Origin of the sequence: Aquabacterium sp., assembly GCF_016195855.1 — a bacterium.
In the GTDB taxonomy this organism is placed as follows: domain Bacteria; phylum Pseudomonadota; class Gammaproteobacteria; order Burkholderiales; family Burkholderiaceae_C; genus Aquabacterium.
Window position 1 is genome coordinate 13,861 of the sequence record NZ_JACPYU010000025.1, and the last position, 15,038, is coordinate 28,898.

Genomic DNA, 15,038 nt, shown 5'->3' on the forward strand with positions numbered 1-15,038 from the left:
TTTTCGGGTCTTCGCCAAATGCTTGGCCCAGCTGTCGTCAGGGTCGTGCGGAAACAGGGCTCAGACCGGCAGCCCGTGGTGCTGGCGCGCCCGCAGGCATTTTTCGTCGCCTGGCATCAGCTCATGGCAGGTGCTCGAGCGGTGTTCGTAGATGCCGCAGGCCACCTGTTGCCCCACCCGCCCCCCCAGCGCCACACAGCGTGGCTGCTTGCTGTTGGTGCCCTGCATGCAGCGGCGCAGTGGGGCAAAGGCCTCTGTCAGCGCCACGGGCACGGTCCCGCCGGGGGCGTCATCGGCCTCGCCCCAGTAGAAGGACACCCGGAAAAAGGCGCAACACGCGCCACATTGCTGGCAATCGAACTCGGTCTTCATGCGGTGACCTCTTGCACACCATGGCTTGGCAGGGAGGCTATCGTACGCGCATGAGCGACATCCTCTTCTGGCACAACTCCGAAGTCCTGCAGGTCACCCCGCCGGGTGCTGCAGGCCAGGCAGCCCGCATCACTTTGACGGCAGCGGCCGTCGAGCGTGCAGGCCTATCAGGTTTCCTCAAGCCGCTGGAGCTGGTGTTTGTGCAGGCCCAGCTGACGGGGCCGGTGTCGGATTGCATCGGCAGCATTTCGGAAGGGACATGTCGCCTGGGCAGCGGCGTGTCCAGGCAGTTGCCCCTGCCGTGGGTCAGTGAGGGACCTGTCCAGCTCAGCCTGCAGTTTCGCAATGGCAGCACGCTGCTCATCGAGGCCGCGTCGGCGCACTGCGTGCCCACGGCCGACGCGCGCTTCATCGAGTCCTACGCCTGCTGAGTCAGGCCCCTTCCTTGAGCTTGCGCCACAAGGTGGTGCGGCTGATGCCCAACTGCTGGCTGGCCAATGCGCGGTCGCCACCACAAGCGGCCAGGACCCGCATGATCTCGGCGTGCTCTGCCTGCCGCTGGGTCTGCCGCAATTGCTGATTGGCGTTGGCCGCGCCCACGGGCGTTGACGTGCCCGCAGCCGACAGCGCCTTCACCTCGCGGGGGCCGGCTTGCTGCGCGAACAACTCCGGCACGACCGCCGCCAGGAAGGACGCGGCCTGGCGGGCATCAACGGCCTGCGCACCCGGCAGCGAGCCGGCATAGGCCGTGACGCGCTCGATCAGGTTTTCCAGCTCGCGCACGTTGCCGGGCCAGTCGTAGCCTTGCGCCCGCTCGACCAGTGCGTCGATCAGGCCTGAGGTGGTGCGCACATCCAGGCCCAGCCGCTGGCACAGCTTGCGTTGCAAGGCGTGGGCGATGGGGGCGATGTCCTGCAGGCGCTCGCGCAAGGGCGGCACGTCCACGCGCAGGATGTTGAGGCGGTAGTACAGGTCCAGCCGGAACAAGCCCCGGTCGACCTGCTCCTTGAGATCCCGGTGCGTGGCAGCGATCACGCGCACATTGACGGGCGTGGGCTCGGTGGCCCCCACGCGCAGCACCTCGCGCTCTTGCAGGACACGCAGCAACCTGGTCTGCAGGGACACCGGCATCTCGCCGACCTCGTCCAGAAAGAGCGTGCCGTTGTGGGCCGCCTCGAACAGGCCGATCTTGCCGCCTTTGCGCGCGCCAGTGAAAGCGCCCTCTTCATAGCCGAACAGCTCGCTTTCCAGCAAGGTCTCGGACATGGCGGCGCAGTTGACGGCCACAAAGGGCATATCGCGCCGGTCGCTGGCCATGTGGATGCCTTGCGCGATCAGTTCCTTGCCGGTGCCGCTTTCACCAATCAGCAAGACGGTGGCCTGGCTACGCGCGCAGCGCTGGGCCACCTGCCTGATGTGCAGCACAGCCGGGCTCTCGCCCAGGAACTGGCTGAGCTCATAGCGTGTGCCCTGGGCATGGGGCTTGATGCGCGTGCGGATGTGGCGGTCCACCCGCTGGATGCTGATCGGGTCCTGGCAGCTGAGCACGGCGCCAGTCAGCACGCCTTGCTCGACGATGGGCATGCGGTTGGCGATCAGGGCCTTGCCCTTGACGCGCTCGATCTTCTCCAGCTCCTGCAGGCCCAGCCTCAAGGTGCCTTGCAGGCTGAGCTCCGGGCAGACATCGGTGAGCTTGCGGCCCAACCAGTCTGATGCGGCGATGCCCAGCCATTGCGCCATGGCCGGGTTGAGCGTCTGGATGCGCTCTTGCTGGTCTACCGCGATCACGCCGTCGCTCAGTTGAGCCAGGATGGTGTTGAGGCGCTCACGCTTGGCCAGTTCGATGCGCGAGGCGCGCGCCACCTCCACCGCGTCTTCCAGGGCTTCGCGCACGGCGTCGGCCGAGTACAGGAACACGCCGGTCAGCCCGTGCTGATCGGCCATGTCGGCCACCAGCCCCGGCCCCACCACGGCCTGCACGCCCATGTTCTTGAGCGCCAGCACGCAAGCCTGGGCGTCTTCTTCGGTGCGGTAGGTGCGTTGCACCAGGCCCATGTCGAGCAGTTCGGCGAATGGCGCGAGGTCAGGCGCCATGCCTTCATATGTCACCAGGCCGACGCTGGAGGACACACGCCGGGCCACGGCCAGGGCCTGCATCACATCGAAGCCGCCGACTTTGACCAGCACCACCGGCATGTCCAGATGCTGGCGCAGGTAGGCGCCATTGGAGCCCGCCGACACCACGACATCAATGGGGCGCTGGGCCTGCATGTCACGAATGCGGCTGACGGCCTGCTCGAAGCCCACGTCCAGCACGTCCACCGAGGCGCGGTCGGCAAAGTCCGGCGCCAGCTCCTGCAGCATCTTGTTGATGCGCTTGAAGCCCACCGCCACGATGTGCGGCAAGCTGGAGGGCGCGAGGACGGACGTGATGGGCGGATGGCGGGCGGGCGGCACGGTTTGACGGGCCCGCTGAAAGGGCCTGATGGCGTTTCAGGCCATTGTTTCACATTTGAAACAAACCGTTCAAGCGGCGCTGCGCAACAGGCCATCCATGGTGTTGAGCAACAGGTCTTCCGAATAGGGTTTGGTGAGGAAGGCGTTGACCCCGGCGTCGCTGGCCAGCTGGCGGTGCTTGTCGGTGAAACGCGAGGTGATCATCACCACAGGGGTGGCCTTGGTCGCCAGGCGGTTGCGCAAGGCGCTGGTCAGCTCCAGGCCGTTCATGCGGGGCATTTCCAGGTCGACCAGCACGATGTCGGGCGCACGGCTCTGGACCACGCCCAGGGCGTCCACACCATCCCGCGCGGTCAGCACCTCGTAGCCCGAGTCGTGCATCAGTTGCTCCATGGTGCGGCGCACGCTGACCGAGTCGTCCACCACCAGGCACACGGGCAGCCGGTTATGGGCCTGCTGCACCATCTCGCTCACGGCGGGCTGGGCGCTGGCCTGGTAGCCGCGCAGCAGATCGGGCAAATCCAGCACCGAGGCCACAGCGCCGTCACCCAGGATGGTGGCACCATCCACACCCAGGGTGCGGGCCATCATGGCGTGGAAGGGCTTGACCACCACGGTGCGTGACTCGAACAGCTCGGGCACGATGATGACGCGGTGCTGGCGGAATTCGTCGCGGATGACCATGGCCACCTCGATCACGCCGGGGCGTTGCAAGGCCCGATCAGGCAGGCCCAGCAGGCGCTCCAGGCGCACGGCGGGCAAGCGCTCGCCCTGCATCAGGTAGAACAAGGCGCCGTCGGCGGTGGTTTCCAGCTCTTCGCGTGCCGGCAGGATCTGCTCCACACCGCGCACCGAGATGGCCAGCAGGTGTTCGTCCGAGCGGGTCAGCATCACCTGCAAGGTGCTCATGCTCACTGGGAAGTGCATGTCAAAGTGGCTGCCCTGCCCTGGCGTGGCCCCCATCTCCAGCGTGCCGCGCAAGTCCAGCACGGCGCGCTGCACCACGTCCATGCCGATGCCACGGCCCGAGATCTGCGTAGCCTGCGTGCGTGTTGAAAAACCGGGCACCAGGATCAGGCGCATGACTTCGGCTTCGCTGAGCACGGCGTCTGGCTGGATCAGGCCCACGGCAAGGGCACGCTGGCGAATGGCGGCCAGGTCCAGCCCGGCGCCATCGTCTTCGCAGCACACGGCCACGTTGTTGCCCTCGCTCTTGAAGCTCAGGGTGATCTGGCCTTCGGGCTGTTTGCCCTGCGCGAGGCGCACCTCTGCCGGCTCGATGCCATGGTCCACGGCGTTGCGCAGCACGTGCATCAGCGGATCGATGATGCGGTCCAGCAACTCGGTGTCGACCATGGTCTGCTCGCCCTGCACCTTCAAGGCCACCGAGCGCCCCAGCACGCGGGCAGCCTGGCGAACCGTGCGCTGCAGGCGCGGCACCACGCTGGCCACGTCGACCATGCGGGTGCGCTGGATGCAGCGCTGGATCTCCAGCTGCATGCGCTCTTTTTCGGCGATCAGGTCGCGCAGGCCGGTGATGTCGCGCTCGAAGCTGCGCACGAACTCGCGGCTGTCGGCACCGGACTCGACGATGCGGCGCGAGAGCATGTGCAGCTCGTTGTACTGGTCCATCTCCAGCGCATCAAGCTCGCCGGTGTGGCCGCCCAGCATGGCCAGGCCACGCACGTCGACCAGTTGTTCCAGGTCGGCCGACAGCTGGCCGAAGTGGCGGGAGCCGGCGCGCAGCGCGTTGATGTTGTCGCTCAGGTGCTTGACGCGATCCTGGATCTGCGAGGTGACGATGCTGCTTTCACCGGCCAGCTTGAGCAAGGCATCGATCAGCGAGGTGGGCACGCGCAAATAGGTTTCGGTGGCCTCCGGCTCGGCTTCGGCGAAAGCCAGCACGGGTTGCGTGGCTGCAGCGGGCGCTTGGGATGCGATGGGCGCCATCGGGGCGATGGGTTCGGGCTGCGCCAGGTTCGCCTGGCTGGCCAGATCCGTGTCAGGGCTGGCTGCGAGCGCTTCAGGCAGGCCGTCCTGGTCGATGAGGTTGGCCCAGTTCAGCACCTTCTGGTGCACGGCCAGGCTTTCGGGGGGCGCAGCGTCGCCTTGCAGCAAGGCCTCGCTCATCGCCTCAAGGCAGTCTGCGGCCTCGACCAGGGTGTCGCACACCGCGGGGGGTGGCAAGCGCGCTTCGCGGCCAAAGGCCACGAGGATGTCTTCCAGGGCATGGGTCAGGTTTGCCACGCCCTTGATGCCCACGGTGTTGGCGGCGCCCTTGAGCGTGTGGGCCACGCGGCGCGCTTGCTCGGCATCATCCAGGGTGCCGCCGTGGGCCAGGCGTTGCACCAGCTCGGAGAAGGCTTGGGCGTGAGGCGGCAACTCCTGAAGCAGGCTGTCGAGCACCTTGCGGTCGATGTCGGCGGGTGCGCTGATGTCCACGTGCTCGGGCAGGGCCTGCTCGGGGCGCCCTTCGCTGGCACGCGCACGGATCACCTTGACGGACACCAGTTCGGCCAGCCAGTCCGGGATGCTTTCGGCTTCGGCAGGCATGGCCCAGCCCGGGTCCATGAACAGGGCAGTCAAGGCCTGTGCGCGACCCAGGTCGTTGGGCGATTGCAGGTAGGCCATCGCCAGTTCAGGCCATTGCAGCAATAGGACCACTTGCGCATCGGTGGGCGGGCTGGCCTCGGCCTGCAGCGCGGCCGTGTTGATGAGCGCCACTTCCAGCACCTGGCGCAGGCCCGTCATGCCCACCAGGTTGGCGGCGTTCACGATGTTCTGCAGCTGCTCGAGCTGGGCCTCCAGGGCCACGTCGACGTGCTGCATGGCCTCGGGGTCTGCGATGGCGAGGCTCAGGTCGTCGCGCAAGGCGGCCATGGCGTCGCTGAGCATGGCCAGCTCCTCCTGCGTGACGCAACCCTCGGCAACCGGGGCACCATCAGCGTCATCGTCGAGCAACATGGCCTCTTGGTGCGCCGGCTCGGCTTCGAGCGTTGGTTCAGGCACCGGCTCGTGCGCGGCCTCCGGCTCTTGCGCACGTTCCTGCACGGGTTCCTGTTCGAGTTCCTGCACAGGTTCGGGAATGGGTTCGGGAACGGACTCAGGGGAAAGAGCAGGTGCCTGTGCAGGCGTCAGCGCCTCCAGGTCAATGTGCTCCACACCCAGCGCCTCTTCATCGTTCTCATGCAAGGCGGGCTCGTCCAGCGGCATGGGCTGGGTCACGGCGATCGAGTGGATGGCCTCATCAGCCACATCCGCTTCGCCTGCCGCATTGAGCCGGGCACGGTCTTCGGCCAGGCGCGTCTCCACCAGGGCCACATGAGGGGTCGAGATGTCGGGAAACCAGTCGTAGGCACGCAGCTGGTGCAGCATCTGCCAGGACAAGGCCTCATCGCAGGCCGAGGCACTGAAGAGTTCGCTGAGCACCAGCGCGGGCCAGGCGGCCAGGGCCTCGCGGGCATCCTGCGTGGCCAGCGCCTCCTGGGCCACCAGCTTGATGAGCCCGCTTTCGACCAGCATGCACACATAGCCCAGGCCGAACAGCCCTTGCTGCTTGGCCACACGCTCCAGCTCGAACACCTGTTGGTGATAAGCCAGCAAGACCACGGCGTCGCCGCATGCCTGCACATTGGCCGCGCGGTCGAACAGGTCGAACAGCACGGGCTCCAGGTTCTCACGCAAGGTGGCGTCAGGCATGTGGGGGTACTCCCGCTTGTGCACAGCGACCGCGATCAGCTGCGACGGCCGTCAGCAGCCAGCCGGTTCGGCAGCTTGAAGACAGACACCTCGCGCACCAGGGCCTGGGCATAGCTCACCAGCTTGGTGGTCACCTCGTTTTGCTGCGTGAGCTGGCGTGTGGTGTCCCGGGTGGCTTGCTGGATGGTCTGGGCCCGGGCCTGCAGGGTCTGGCCGGAACGCGCCTGCTCCATGGATGCCGCCGCAATGGTGCGCACGCTGCTGGCCAGCGCGTCCGTGGCCTGCTGGGTGCCCATCATCTCGGTGCCGGCCTGGTCAGCCAGGCGGGACACATCGACCACGCGGGTGATGGCGTTGTTCATGGCCAGCACGGTCTCGGTGGTTTCAGACTGGATGGACATGACCAGGGTCGAGATCTCCCGGGTGGCCTCCCGCGCGTTCTCGGACATGCGCTTGACTTCATCGGCCACGATGGCAAAGCCTCGCCCCGCGTCCCCAGCTGCCGTGGCCTGCATCGAGGCATTGAGCGCCAGGATACCGGTGCGTTCGGCGATCGAGTTGATCAGGCCCACGACCTGGGTGATCTCTTGCGAACGTTCGCCCAGGCGCTTGATGCGCTTTTCCGTTTCACGGATCAGATCACGCGACTCGTTGATACCGACCACGGTCTTGTCCACCGTGGCCAGGGCCTGGCGCGTGGTGCGCACGGCGGCTTCGGCCGATTCGTTGGCCTTGCCGGCCATGTGGGCCATCTCGGTCAGCGTGAGCGCTGCTTGCGACAGCTCACGGGCAGCCGACTCCACTTCCTGCTGGCCTTGCGAAGCCGCGGCCATGGCGGTGTCGGCGTTGTGCTTCACTTCCATGGTAGCTCGGGATACGTTCTGAGAAACATGGCTCACATTGCCCAGCACCTTGGCCGTTTCGCTGGTGAGCATGTTCATGGCATCACCAATGGCACCGGTCACGTCTTCGGTCACAGGCACCTGGATGGACAGGTCCTTGGTGGCCGCCACCTGGCCCATGGCCTGCATGATCTCGACCACCGAGTTGCTGATCTGCTCGCTTTCCTTGGCCTGCTTGCTCAAGCCCTCCAGGCGCTCGTCCAGCAGCTTGTCCAGCGCGTTACCCAGCAGGCCCAGTTCATCCTGGCTGCCCAGATGGGCGCGGGCCGTGTAGTCTCCTGCCGTGAGCCGGGCCAGCGCCGACATCAGCGTCTTGATGGGCTGCGTGAGCGAGCGCACCACCACAAAGGCTGCCAGCATGCCCAGCAAGAAGGCCGCGCCCACCACACCGGCCATCACCTGCTTGGCCACCGCCAGCGCCTGGAACTGCTTGTCCCGCTTGATGGCGTCGTTCTTGACGGTGATGTCCAGCAACTCACCGAAGGCCTTGATGGTGGCCGCACCTGTGGGGGTGGTGTACTTCTTGCGCCATTCGGCGGCCTCTTCGAACTGGCCTTTGGTGACCAGGTCGAACCACTCTGCGCGACGCTGCTTGTAGGCAGGGAAACCGCCGGTCAAGGCCTTGTGGCGCACCGCTTCTTCAGGTGACAGGCCCGCGCTTTCGCCGTAGATCTTGAGGTTGTCTTCCACGACCTTCCACAGGCCGGGCTGCTCGTCGATGATCTTCTGTCGCGCGGCCGGGTTGTCCAGCGCCAGGTACTGCGGCAAGCTGTAGCGCAAGGCCCAGAGCGCCGAGTTGGCCCGGCCCAGCAGGGCTTCCTTGCCCTGGGTGCGCTTGATGGTCTGCTCCAGCTCATTGAGCTGCAAGATGGCGTAACCGCCGACCCCGACCAGCGCGGCCAGGAGCAAGGCAAAGCCGATCAACAGCTTCTGACGGATATTGAGCTTCATGCTGGCCTTCATGCGATCACCTCTTCCATGTCGACACCGATGGTTTCGGCGCGGGGAACATCTGCTTGACTGGCGCCACGCGCCAGGGATTCGAATGCAGCCCGGTGGTTGAACTCCCACCAGATCTGCCCGTTTTGATCGGCCTGAGCCCAGGGCCGTGTCAGAAAAGCGCTCAGGGTCGAAGCAGGCCAGGGCGTGTCGTCCGGTGCGGGCATCAGGCTCAGCAACTCGGGTTGCGTGTCGAGCAGCAGCCCCACCCGGCTGTCGTCCCGGTCGAACACCAGCGCACGGTGGGTGAAGGGCTGGATGCTGGGTGCGCCCCGCCTGGCTTCACGGCGGTCCAGCAGGGGCACGATGGTGCCGCGCAGGTTGGTGACACCGGCCAGCCCCGGCGCCGATCTGGGCACCGGGAAGATGCGGGCCTGCGCGATCATCTCCGTCAGCACGCGCTGCGCGGGCACCAGGCGCAGACCGCCCACCACAAAGCCATAACGCAATTCACCGTTGACGCTGGCGCTATCGCGCAATGCTGGCGTGCTGTCCATGTGCATATAGGGGCCTGTGCCTTCAAGCCGCGAACTTCAGCGCGTCCACGATCTGGTCGGCATGAAAGGGTTTGCTGATCAGGGCCTTGCCGCCTTGTGCCCGGGCCCACACCTGGTCGGCGCGCGTGTTCTTGGTCGACACGAACACCACAGGGATGCCTTTGGTGGCGGGGTCTTCGGCCAAGGCGCGGCTGGTGCCATAACCATCGAGCTGCGGCATGACGATGTCCAGGAAGATGATGCTGGGGCGGTCCATGCGGGCACGCTCCAGCGCCTGCACGCCATTGGTGGCGGTGTTCACCAGCCAACCCGCGTCCTGCAGGATGGCCTTCAGATTGGACAGATCGGTGGTCGAGTCATCCACAACCAGTGCTTTGTTGGCGATCATCGCGAAGCCTCTTTCAGCTAGGAACAGTCAAGAAATTGAATGGGGAGTGCGCAAGCAGGCGACTCAGACGTGCGCGGGCGGCGCCACCACGCAGGGGTCCTGAATCCACTCGCTGAGGTCATCCACGGCCAGCGATTTGCGCAAGGCCTTGGTGGTGGCGGCGTAGAACTGCTTCATGCCCACCGGCTTGGTCAGGAAGATGTCGCAGCCGGCCAGCGCACCGCGGGCCCGGTCAAAGGGCGACGACTGGCTCGTCAGGATGATGACCGGCGCCTTGTTCTTGCGGTCGCGCTTGATCTCGCGGGTCAGCGAGTAGCCGTCCATGTCCGGCATCATGACGTCCACATAGATGAGGTCGTAATGGCGGCTGGACAGCTGCATCAGCGCGGCACGGGCGCCATCGGCGATGTCGCAGGCCATCCCGATGCGGTTCATCACATTGGCCAGTTGCGTGCGCACCGTCTGGCTGTCGTCCACCACCAGAGCGCGCAGCTTCTTGGGCAGCACCGAAATGATCTTCTCCGGTGCCTTCACGGGTGCTGGTGTGGCGCCCGGTGTGGCCGCCTGGGCCACCAGCCCTTCCAGGGTGGGCAGCAGCTGCATCATCAGCTGGTAGGAGGCCAGCTCGGTGCGCTTGCCGGCCTGCCCCAATTCCTTGACCAGGTGCAGCACCTGCAATTGCGGGCGGCTGTGCATGGCCTGCGTCAGCTGCAAGAGCATGTGGGGGTCATTGGCATCGACCAGTGCCACGTCGATCTCGGCGGCGCCAGGGGGCACCACGGTAAAACTGTAGTTCGCACTCTTGATGTGGGTGAGCACGATGCCAATCACGCGGATATCGCGCTGCTGCGTCGTGTAAACGGCCACTTTGATGTCACGCCTGTCCATACCAGTCCTCTCGGCTTTCAACCACTCACTCACCCTCAACTCGGATTTGGCCGCGTGCTTGCATGGCCATGAAGCCAGGCCCGGTCGCATCAGCAGCGTGAAATTGATTCTGCGCCGAATGCACAGGCCTTGTGGGATTCAATATATGAATAACTGCACGTAACGGAACGACGTTGCAAATACTCACAAGTGCAAGCTACCCGAATAGGCATCGGCATATGAGAAGATCCAGCACGAACTCGTCAGGAGCAGCTCATGGGGCGATCAGCATCGATTTTTCATATTCTCGCGAAGTGCACGCTGCTTTTGCACTTTTGCGCGGGCACGCAGATGGCCTGGGCGGCCGACAGGGTGAATCAAACCCAGATAGAACAAGCCATTCAACCCATGGCAGAGCAGTTACAGAAAAACTGCCCTATTTCCGACCCGGATAACCAGGCGGCATTTGAGAGTTGCAAGAAATTCCTGTTCAACCAGTCCCTGGTCAAACAGATGATGGTGCAGCCCGTTATTTTATGGGGCCGTCAAAACGATGCCAGCCTGCCCCTCAAGGAAACCCACCTGACACAGTTCTCGCCAGACATCCTTTCGGGCCTGTACCTGCCCTTGTTCATGTTCAATGGGCAATTCAAGGTCAGCTTCAACGAAAAAGAAAAACTCTACCAGGCCAGTCTGAACACAGCCTTCAGAAACCGCCTGCAGCCGGGTCAATTCCCCTACCCCTTCTGGCACGACGCCAACAAGTGGTCGGTTTATGAAAATGCCCACACCATCCTGCTCTGGATTGACCCGTACACAGCCAGGATCCGCGCCATCCAGTTCTCGGCAGCTGGCGACCCCGTGGCGGGCGTGACGAGCAGCAAGGCCACCCCACCCGCCTTCGATGGCCAGTGGTTATGGACCGATGCCAAGGGCCAGACACAGCCCGCGGTGACGTTGTTTGACGGCCTGTACCGAAGCGACAACCCCTACAAGCCGCAACTGGACAAGACCTACCGGGACTTCGCCATCGCGCTGCGCGAGTCTCAGTGCCTGTCCTGCCATGTGCCCAACAATCCGGAAAAAATGAAACGCCTGGTCTTGTTGCAATCTCCCGCCCATGCCGCAGGGGAAATCCAGCGCGTGCTGAAATCCGTGCGGGAAAAGAAAATGCCGCTGGACGACCTGGGCGTAGAGAAAGAACTCGATGCCTCGCTCATGAAGGTGTTGCTTGAAAAAGGTGGCGAATTTGAAAAAGTCGTGAACACCGCCCGCAACTGGGAGTTACAACAAGCCAATTCACATTGACAGGTACACCATGGTCTTCAGAATTTGCACTTTCCTGTTGGCTATTTTGGCAAGCCAGGGCAGCCTGGCCCAAACAGCCTTCTCGCGGCCGGCCGACGCCATCAAATACCGGCAGGCGGCCTTTCAGGTCATGAGTTTCCACAGCCAGCGAATTGGCAGCATGGCCAAAGGCGACCGGCCTTTTGACAAGCTTGTCAGCAACCAGGATGCCGCCATCATGGAAATGATGGCCGCGCAAATGGAAGCGGCATTCCCACCGGGATCCGATGCGGCGCCATCCAAAGCCAAACCCGAGGTCTGGCAGGATGCCGCGCAATTCAAGCAGAAAATGGACGACCTTAAATCATCCACCCGGAAATTATCGGAGGCCACCCGGTCAGGCGACTTGAATAATATTCGTGCCGCCTTCAACCAGACGGCACAAAGCTGCAAATCCTGTCACGAGGGTTTTCGCAACCGTTGAATAACTGAACCAGTGAACAAGGCACCATGAGCAAAGTCAGAATATGGGATTTACCCACGCGCCTGTTTCACTGGTTGCTGGTATTGGCCATTTCGGGGGCGCTGGTCACCCAGTACCTGGGCGGCACAGCCATGGCCTGGCACTTCCGTTTTGGCTATTTGGCGCTGAGCCTGGTCGGCTTTCGGGTGATCTGGGGGCTGATCGGCACCCGCCACGCGCGCTTTGCCAGTTTTGTCCGCGGCCCCTCGGTGATCCTCGCCTATCTGCGCGGCCGCACGGCACCGGATGAGGCCACACCTGGCCACAACCCGCTGGGCGCCCTGTCGGTGCTGGCCATGCTCGCCGTGGTCCTGCTGCAGACGGGCTCAGGCCTGTTCGCCAGCGACGACATCGCCGCGCAAGGCCCCTTGGCCAAGTTCGTCGATCAAGGCTTGTCCGAGCAGATCAGCACGCTGCACGCCCAGGTGGGTGCCAATGTGATCTATGCCCTGGTCGGCCTGCACCTGTGCGCCATCGCGTATTACCGCCTGCGCCGCCGCATCAACTTGATCTGGCCCATGGTCAGCGGCGACAAGGCGCCCGCCAGGGCAAGTGACGCGGTCAACGATGGCTGGGGCCTCTGGGCACGCGCCCTGCTCTGCTTTCTGGCCTGCGCAGCAACCGTCGGCTACCTCACCAGCCTGTGAAGGCTGTTTCAGGCGCGGTTGTTTCATCGCCGTGTTTCAGGTTCGCGTTTCATGAACGCGTTTCAGTTGCGGCGCAAAATGTTTCACTACAGAAACACTGAAACGCCACAAGAAATGCAGCGCCAGCTGTGCTGACTCCCGTTTCTCAAGCAAAATCAACCAGTTGCAGCAGCCACTCACGGGCCTGCAACACCGTGACGACCCGCTGGCACAGGCGTTGCATTTCATGCCTGGCATACCTCGCTGCTTTTTCAAGTTGGAGATCTGACATGGCCACCCTGACCCCTGGCGCACGATTCCGCCAAGCCCTCGCGGAAGAATCCCCGCTGCAAATCATCGGCGCGATCAACGCCAACCATGCTTTGCTGGCCAAGCGCGCGGGCTACCGTGCGATCTACCTCTCGGGTGGCGGCGTGGCCGCTGGCTCGCTGGGCCTGCCCGACCTGGGCATCAACACCCTGGACGACGTCCTGACCGACACCCGCCGCATCACCGATGTGTGCGACCTGCCCCTGCTGGTCGACATCGACACCGGCTTCGGCCCCTCGGCCTTCAACATCGAGCGCACCGTCAAGAGCCTGATCAAGGCCGGCGCCGCTGCTTGCCACATCGAAGACCAGGTTGGCGCCAAGCGCTGTGGCCATCGCCCCGGCAAGGAAATCGTCACCACCGAAGAAATGGTGGACCGCGTCAAGGCCGCCGCTGATGCCAAGACCGACAAGGACTTCTTCCTGATCGCCCGCACCGACGCCATCCAGGTGCACGGCGTGGACGCTGCCATCGAGCGTGCCATCGCCTGCGTCGAAGCCGGCGCCGACGGCATCTTTGCCGAAGCCGCCTACGACCTGCCCACCTACGAGAAATTCGTCAAGGCCGTGAAGGTGCCCGTGCTGGCCAACATCACCGAATTCGGCAAGACCCCGCTGTTCAGCGTGGACGAGCTGCGCCCCACCGGTGTGGGCATGGTGCTCTACCCCTTGAGCGCCTTCCGTGCCATGAACAAGGCCGCCGAGGCTGTTTACACTGCGATTCGACGCGATGGCCACCAGAAGAATGTGGTGGACATCATGCAGACCCGCGAAGAGCTGTACGACCGCATCGGCTACCACGCCTTTGAGGGCAAGCTGGACGCGCTGTTTGCCGCCAAAAAGTAATCCCGACCGTTCCAACCGACTGCTTCCACTTTCAGCCAGGAGACTCTCTCAATGAGCGCCACCCCCGAAACAACCACCCCCGGTTTCAAGCCCAAGAAGTCCGTTGCCCTGTCGGGCACTGCCGCCGGCAACACGGCCCTGTGTACCGTTGGCCGCACGGGTAACGACCTGGCCTACCGTGGCTACGACATCCTGGACGTCGCCACCACCTGTGAATTCGAAGAAATCGCCCACCTGCTGGTGCACGGCAAGCTGCCCACCGTGGCCGAACTGGCTGGCTACAAGGCCAAGCTGAAGTCGCTGCGCGGCATCCCCGCCGGCCTGAAGACCGCGCTGGAGCAACTGCCCCCGTCGGCCCACCCGATGGACGTGATGCGCACCGGCGTGTCCGTGCTGGGTTGCCTGCAGCCCGAGAAGGACGACCACAACCACCCCGGCGCCCGCGACATCGCCGACAAGCTGATGGCCTCGCTGGGTTCAATGCTGCTGTACTGGTACCACTACAGCCACAACGGCAAGCGCATCGACGTGGAAACCGATGACGACTCCATCGGCGGCCACTTCCTGCACCTGCTGCACGGCGAGAAGCCCCGTGACAGCTGGGTGCGCGCCATGCACACCTCGCTGATCCTGTACGCAGAGCACGAGTTCAACGCCTCGACCTTCACCTCGCGCGTGGTGGCCGGCACGGGCTCGGACATGTTCTCTGCCATCACCGGTGGCATCGGCGCCCTGCGTGGCCCCAAGCACGGCGGCGCCAACGAAGTGGCCTTCGAGATCCAGAAGCGCTACGACAACGCCGATGAAGCCGAGGCCGACATCCGCGCCCGCGTCGAGAAGAAGGAAGTCGTGATCGGCTTCGGTCACCCCGTCTACACCGTGAGCGACCCCCGCAATGTGGTCATCAAGAAGGTGGCGGAAGACCTGTCCAAAGAGCAGAGCAACATGAAGATGTACGACATCGCCGCCCGCCTGGAGTCGGTGATGTGGGAAATCAAGAAGATGTTCCCCAACCTGGACTGGTTCTCGGCCGTGAGCTACCACATGATGGGCGTGCCCACCGCGATGTTCACCCCGCTGTTCGTGATCGCCCGCACCAGCGGCTGGTCGGCCCACGTGATCGAACAACGCATTGACGGCAAGATCATCCGCCCATCGGCCAACTACACCGGCCCTGAAGACCAGAAGTTCGTGCCGATCAAGGACCGCAAGTAATCCTTGAGCCAAACCAGGGCGCCACATTGCC

General features: G+C 64.2%; 13 protein-coding genes. 6 read left to right on the top strand and 7 right to left on the bottom strand.

What is annotated here, in order from left to right:
• Window positions 1–60: 60 nt before the first annotated feature.
• Complete coding sequence (locus tag HY019_RS19645) at window positions 61–372, bottom strand: YkgJ family cysteine cluster protein (protein WP_290695438.1); 312 nt, start codon at window positions 370–372, stop codon at window positions 61–63.
• 50 nt (window positions 373–422) lie between these two features.
• Between HY019_RS19645 and HY019_RS19650 the strand changes: the two genes are divergently transcribed.
• A complete protein-coding gene (locus HY019_RS19650) occupies window positions 423–803 on the top strand; it encodes a hypothetical protein (RefSeq protein ID WP_290695439.1) in 381 nt (126 codons plus the stop codon).
• A 1-nt stretch (window position 804) separates the two neighbouring features.
• Here HY019_RS19650 and prpR read toward each other — a convergent pair whose 3' ends face one another.
• From prpR to HY019_RS19680, 6 genes are all read right to left on the bottom strand, one after another.
• Window positions 805–2,829, bottom strand: coding sequence for a propionate catabolism operon regulatory protein PrpR (prpR, locus tag HY019_RS19655; RefSeq protein ID WP_290695441.1), 2,025 nt, complete (start codon window positions 2,827–2,829; stop codon window positions 805–807).
• A gap of 69 nt (window positions 2,830–2,898) precedes the next feature.
• Entirely contained in the window at window positions 2,899–6,528 is a 3,630-nt protein-coding gene (locus HY019_RS19660) for a response regulator (RefSeq protein ID WP_290695443.1), read from the bottom strand.
• A 35-nt stretch (window positions 6,529–6,563) separates the two neighbouring features.
• Window positions 6,564–8,381, bottom strand: a complete 1,818-nt coding sequence (locus HY019_RS19665; protein ID WP_290695445.1) for a methyl-accepting chemotaxis protein — start codon at window positions 8,379–8,381, stop codon at window positions 6,564–6,566.
• An 8-nt stretch (window positions 8,382–8,389) separates the two neighbouring features.
• Entirely contained in the window at window positions 8,390–8,926 is a 537-nt protein-coding gene (locus tag HY019_RS19670; protein ID WP_290695447.1) for a chemotaxis protein CheW, read from the bottom strand.
• Between the two features lie 22 nt (window positions 8,927–8,948).
• Window positions 8,949–9,314 (bottom strand): response regulator, encoded by a 366-nt coding sequence (locus HY019_RS19675; protein WP_290695449.1) that lies wholly within the window; start codon window positions 9,312–9,314, stop codon window positions 8,949–8,951.
• 63 nt (window positions 9,315–9,377) lie between these two features.
• The gene (locus HY019_RS19680) at window positions 9,378–10,202 is read right to left on the bottom strand and encodes a response regulator transcription factor (RefSeq protein WP_290695452.1); all 825 of its coding nucleotides are present in this window, start codon (window positions 10,200–10,202) and stop codon (window positions 9,378–9,380) included.
• Between the two features lie 255 nt (window positions 10,203–10,457).
• Between HY019_RS19680 and HY019_RS19685 the strand changes: the two genes are divergently transcribed.
• From HY019_RS19685 to prpC, 5 genes are all read left to right on the top strand, one after another.
• Window positions 10,458–11,489, top strand: a complete 1,032-nt coding sequence (locus tag HY019_RS19685; RefSeq protein ID WP_290695453.1) for a hypothetical protein — start codon at window positions 10,458–10,460, stop codon at window positions 11,487–11,489.
• A gap of 10 nt (window positions 11,490–11,499) precedes the next feature.
• Window positions 11,500–11,952 (top strand): cytochrome c, encoded by a 453-nt coding sequence (locus HY019_RS19690; protein ID WP_290695455.1) that lies wholly within the window; start codon window positions 11,500–11,502, stop codon window positions 11,950–11,952.
• Window positions 11,953–11,978: 26 nt separating this feature from the next.
• Window positions 11,979–12,638, top strand: coding sequence for a cytochrome b/b6 domain-containing protein (locus HY019_RS19695; protein ID WP_290695456.1), 660 nt, complete (start codon window positions 11,979–11,981; stop codon window positions 12,636–12,638).
• A 269-nt stretch (window positions 12,639–12,907) separates the two neighbouring features.
• A complete protein-coding gene (gene prpB / locus HY019_RS19700) occupies window positions 12,908–13,792 on the top strand; it encodes a methylisocitrate lyase (RefSeq protein ID WP_035039537.1) in 885 nt (294 codons plus the stop codon).
• A 51-nt stretch (window positions 13,793–13,843) separates the two neighbouring features.
• Window positions 13,844–15,007 (top strand): 2-methylcitrate synthase, encoded by a 1,164-nt coding sequence (gene prpC / locus HY019_RS19705; RefSeq protein ID WP_290695459.1) that lies wholly within the window; start codon window positions 13,844–13,846, stop codon window positions 15,005–15,007.
• Window positions 15,008–15,038: the final 31 nt, after the last annotated feature.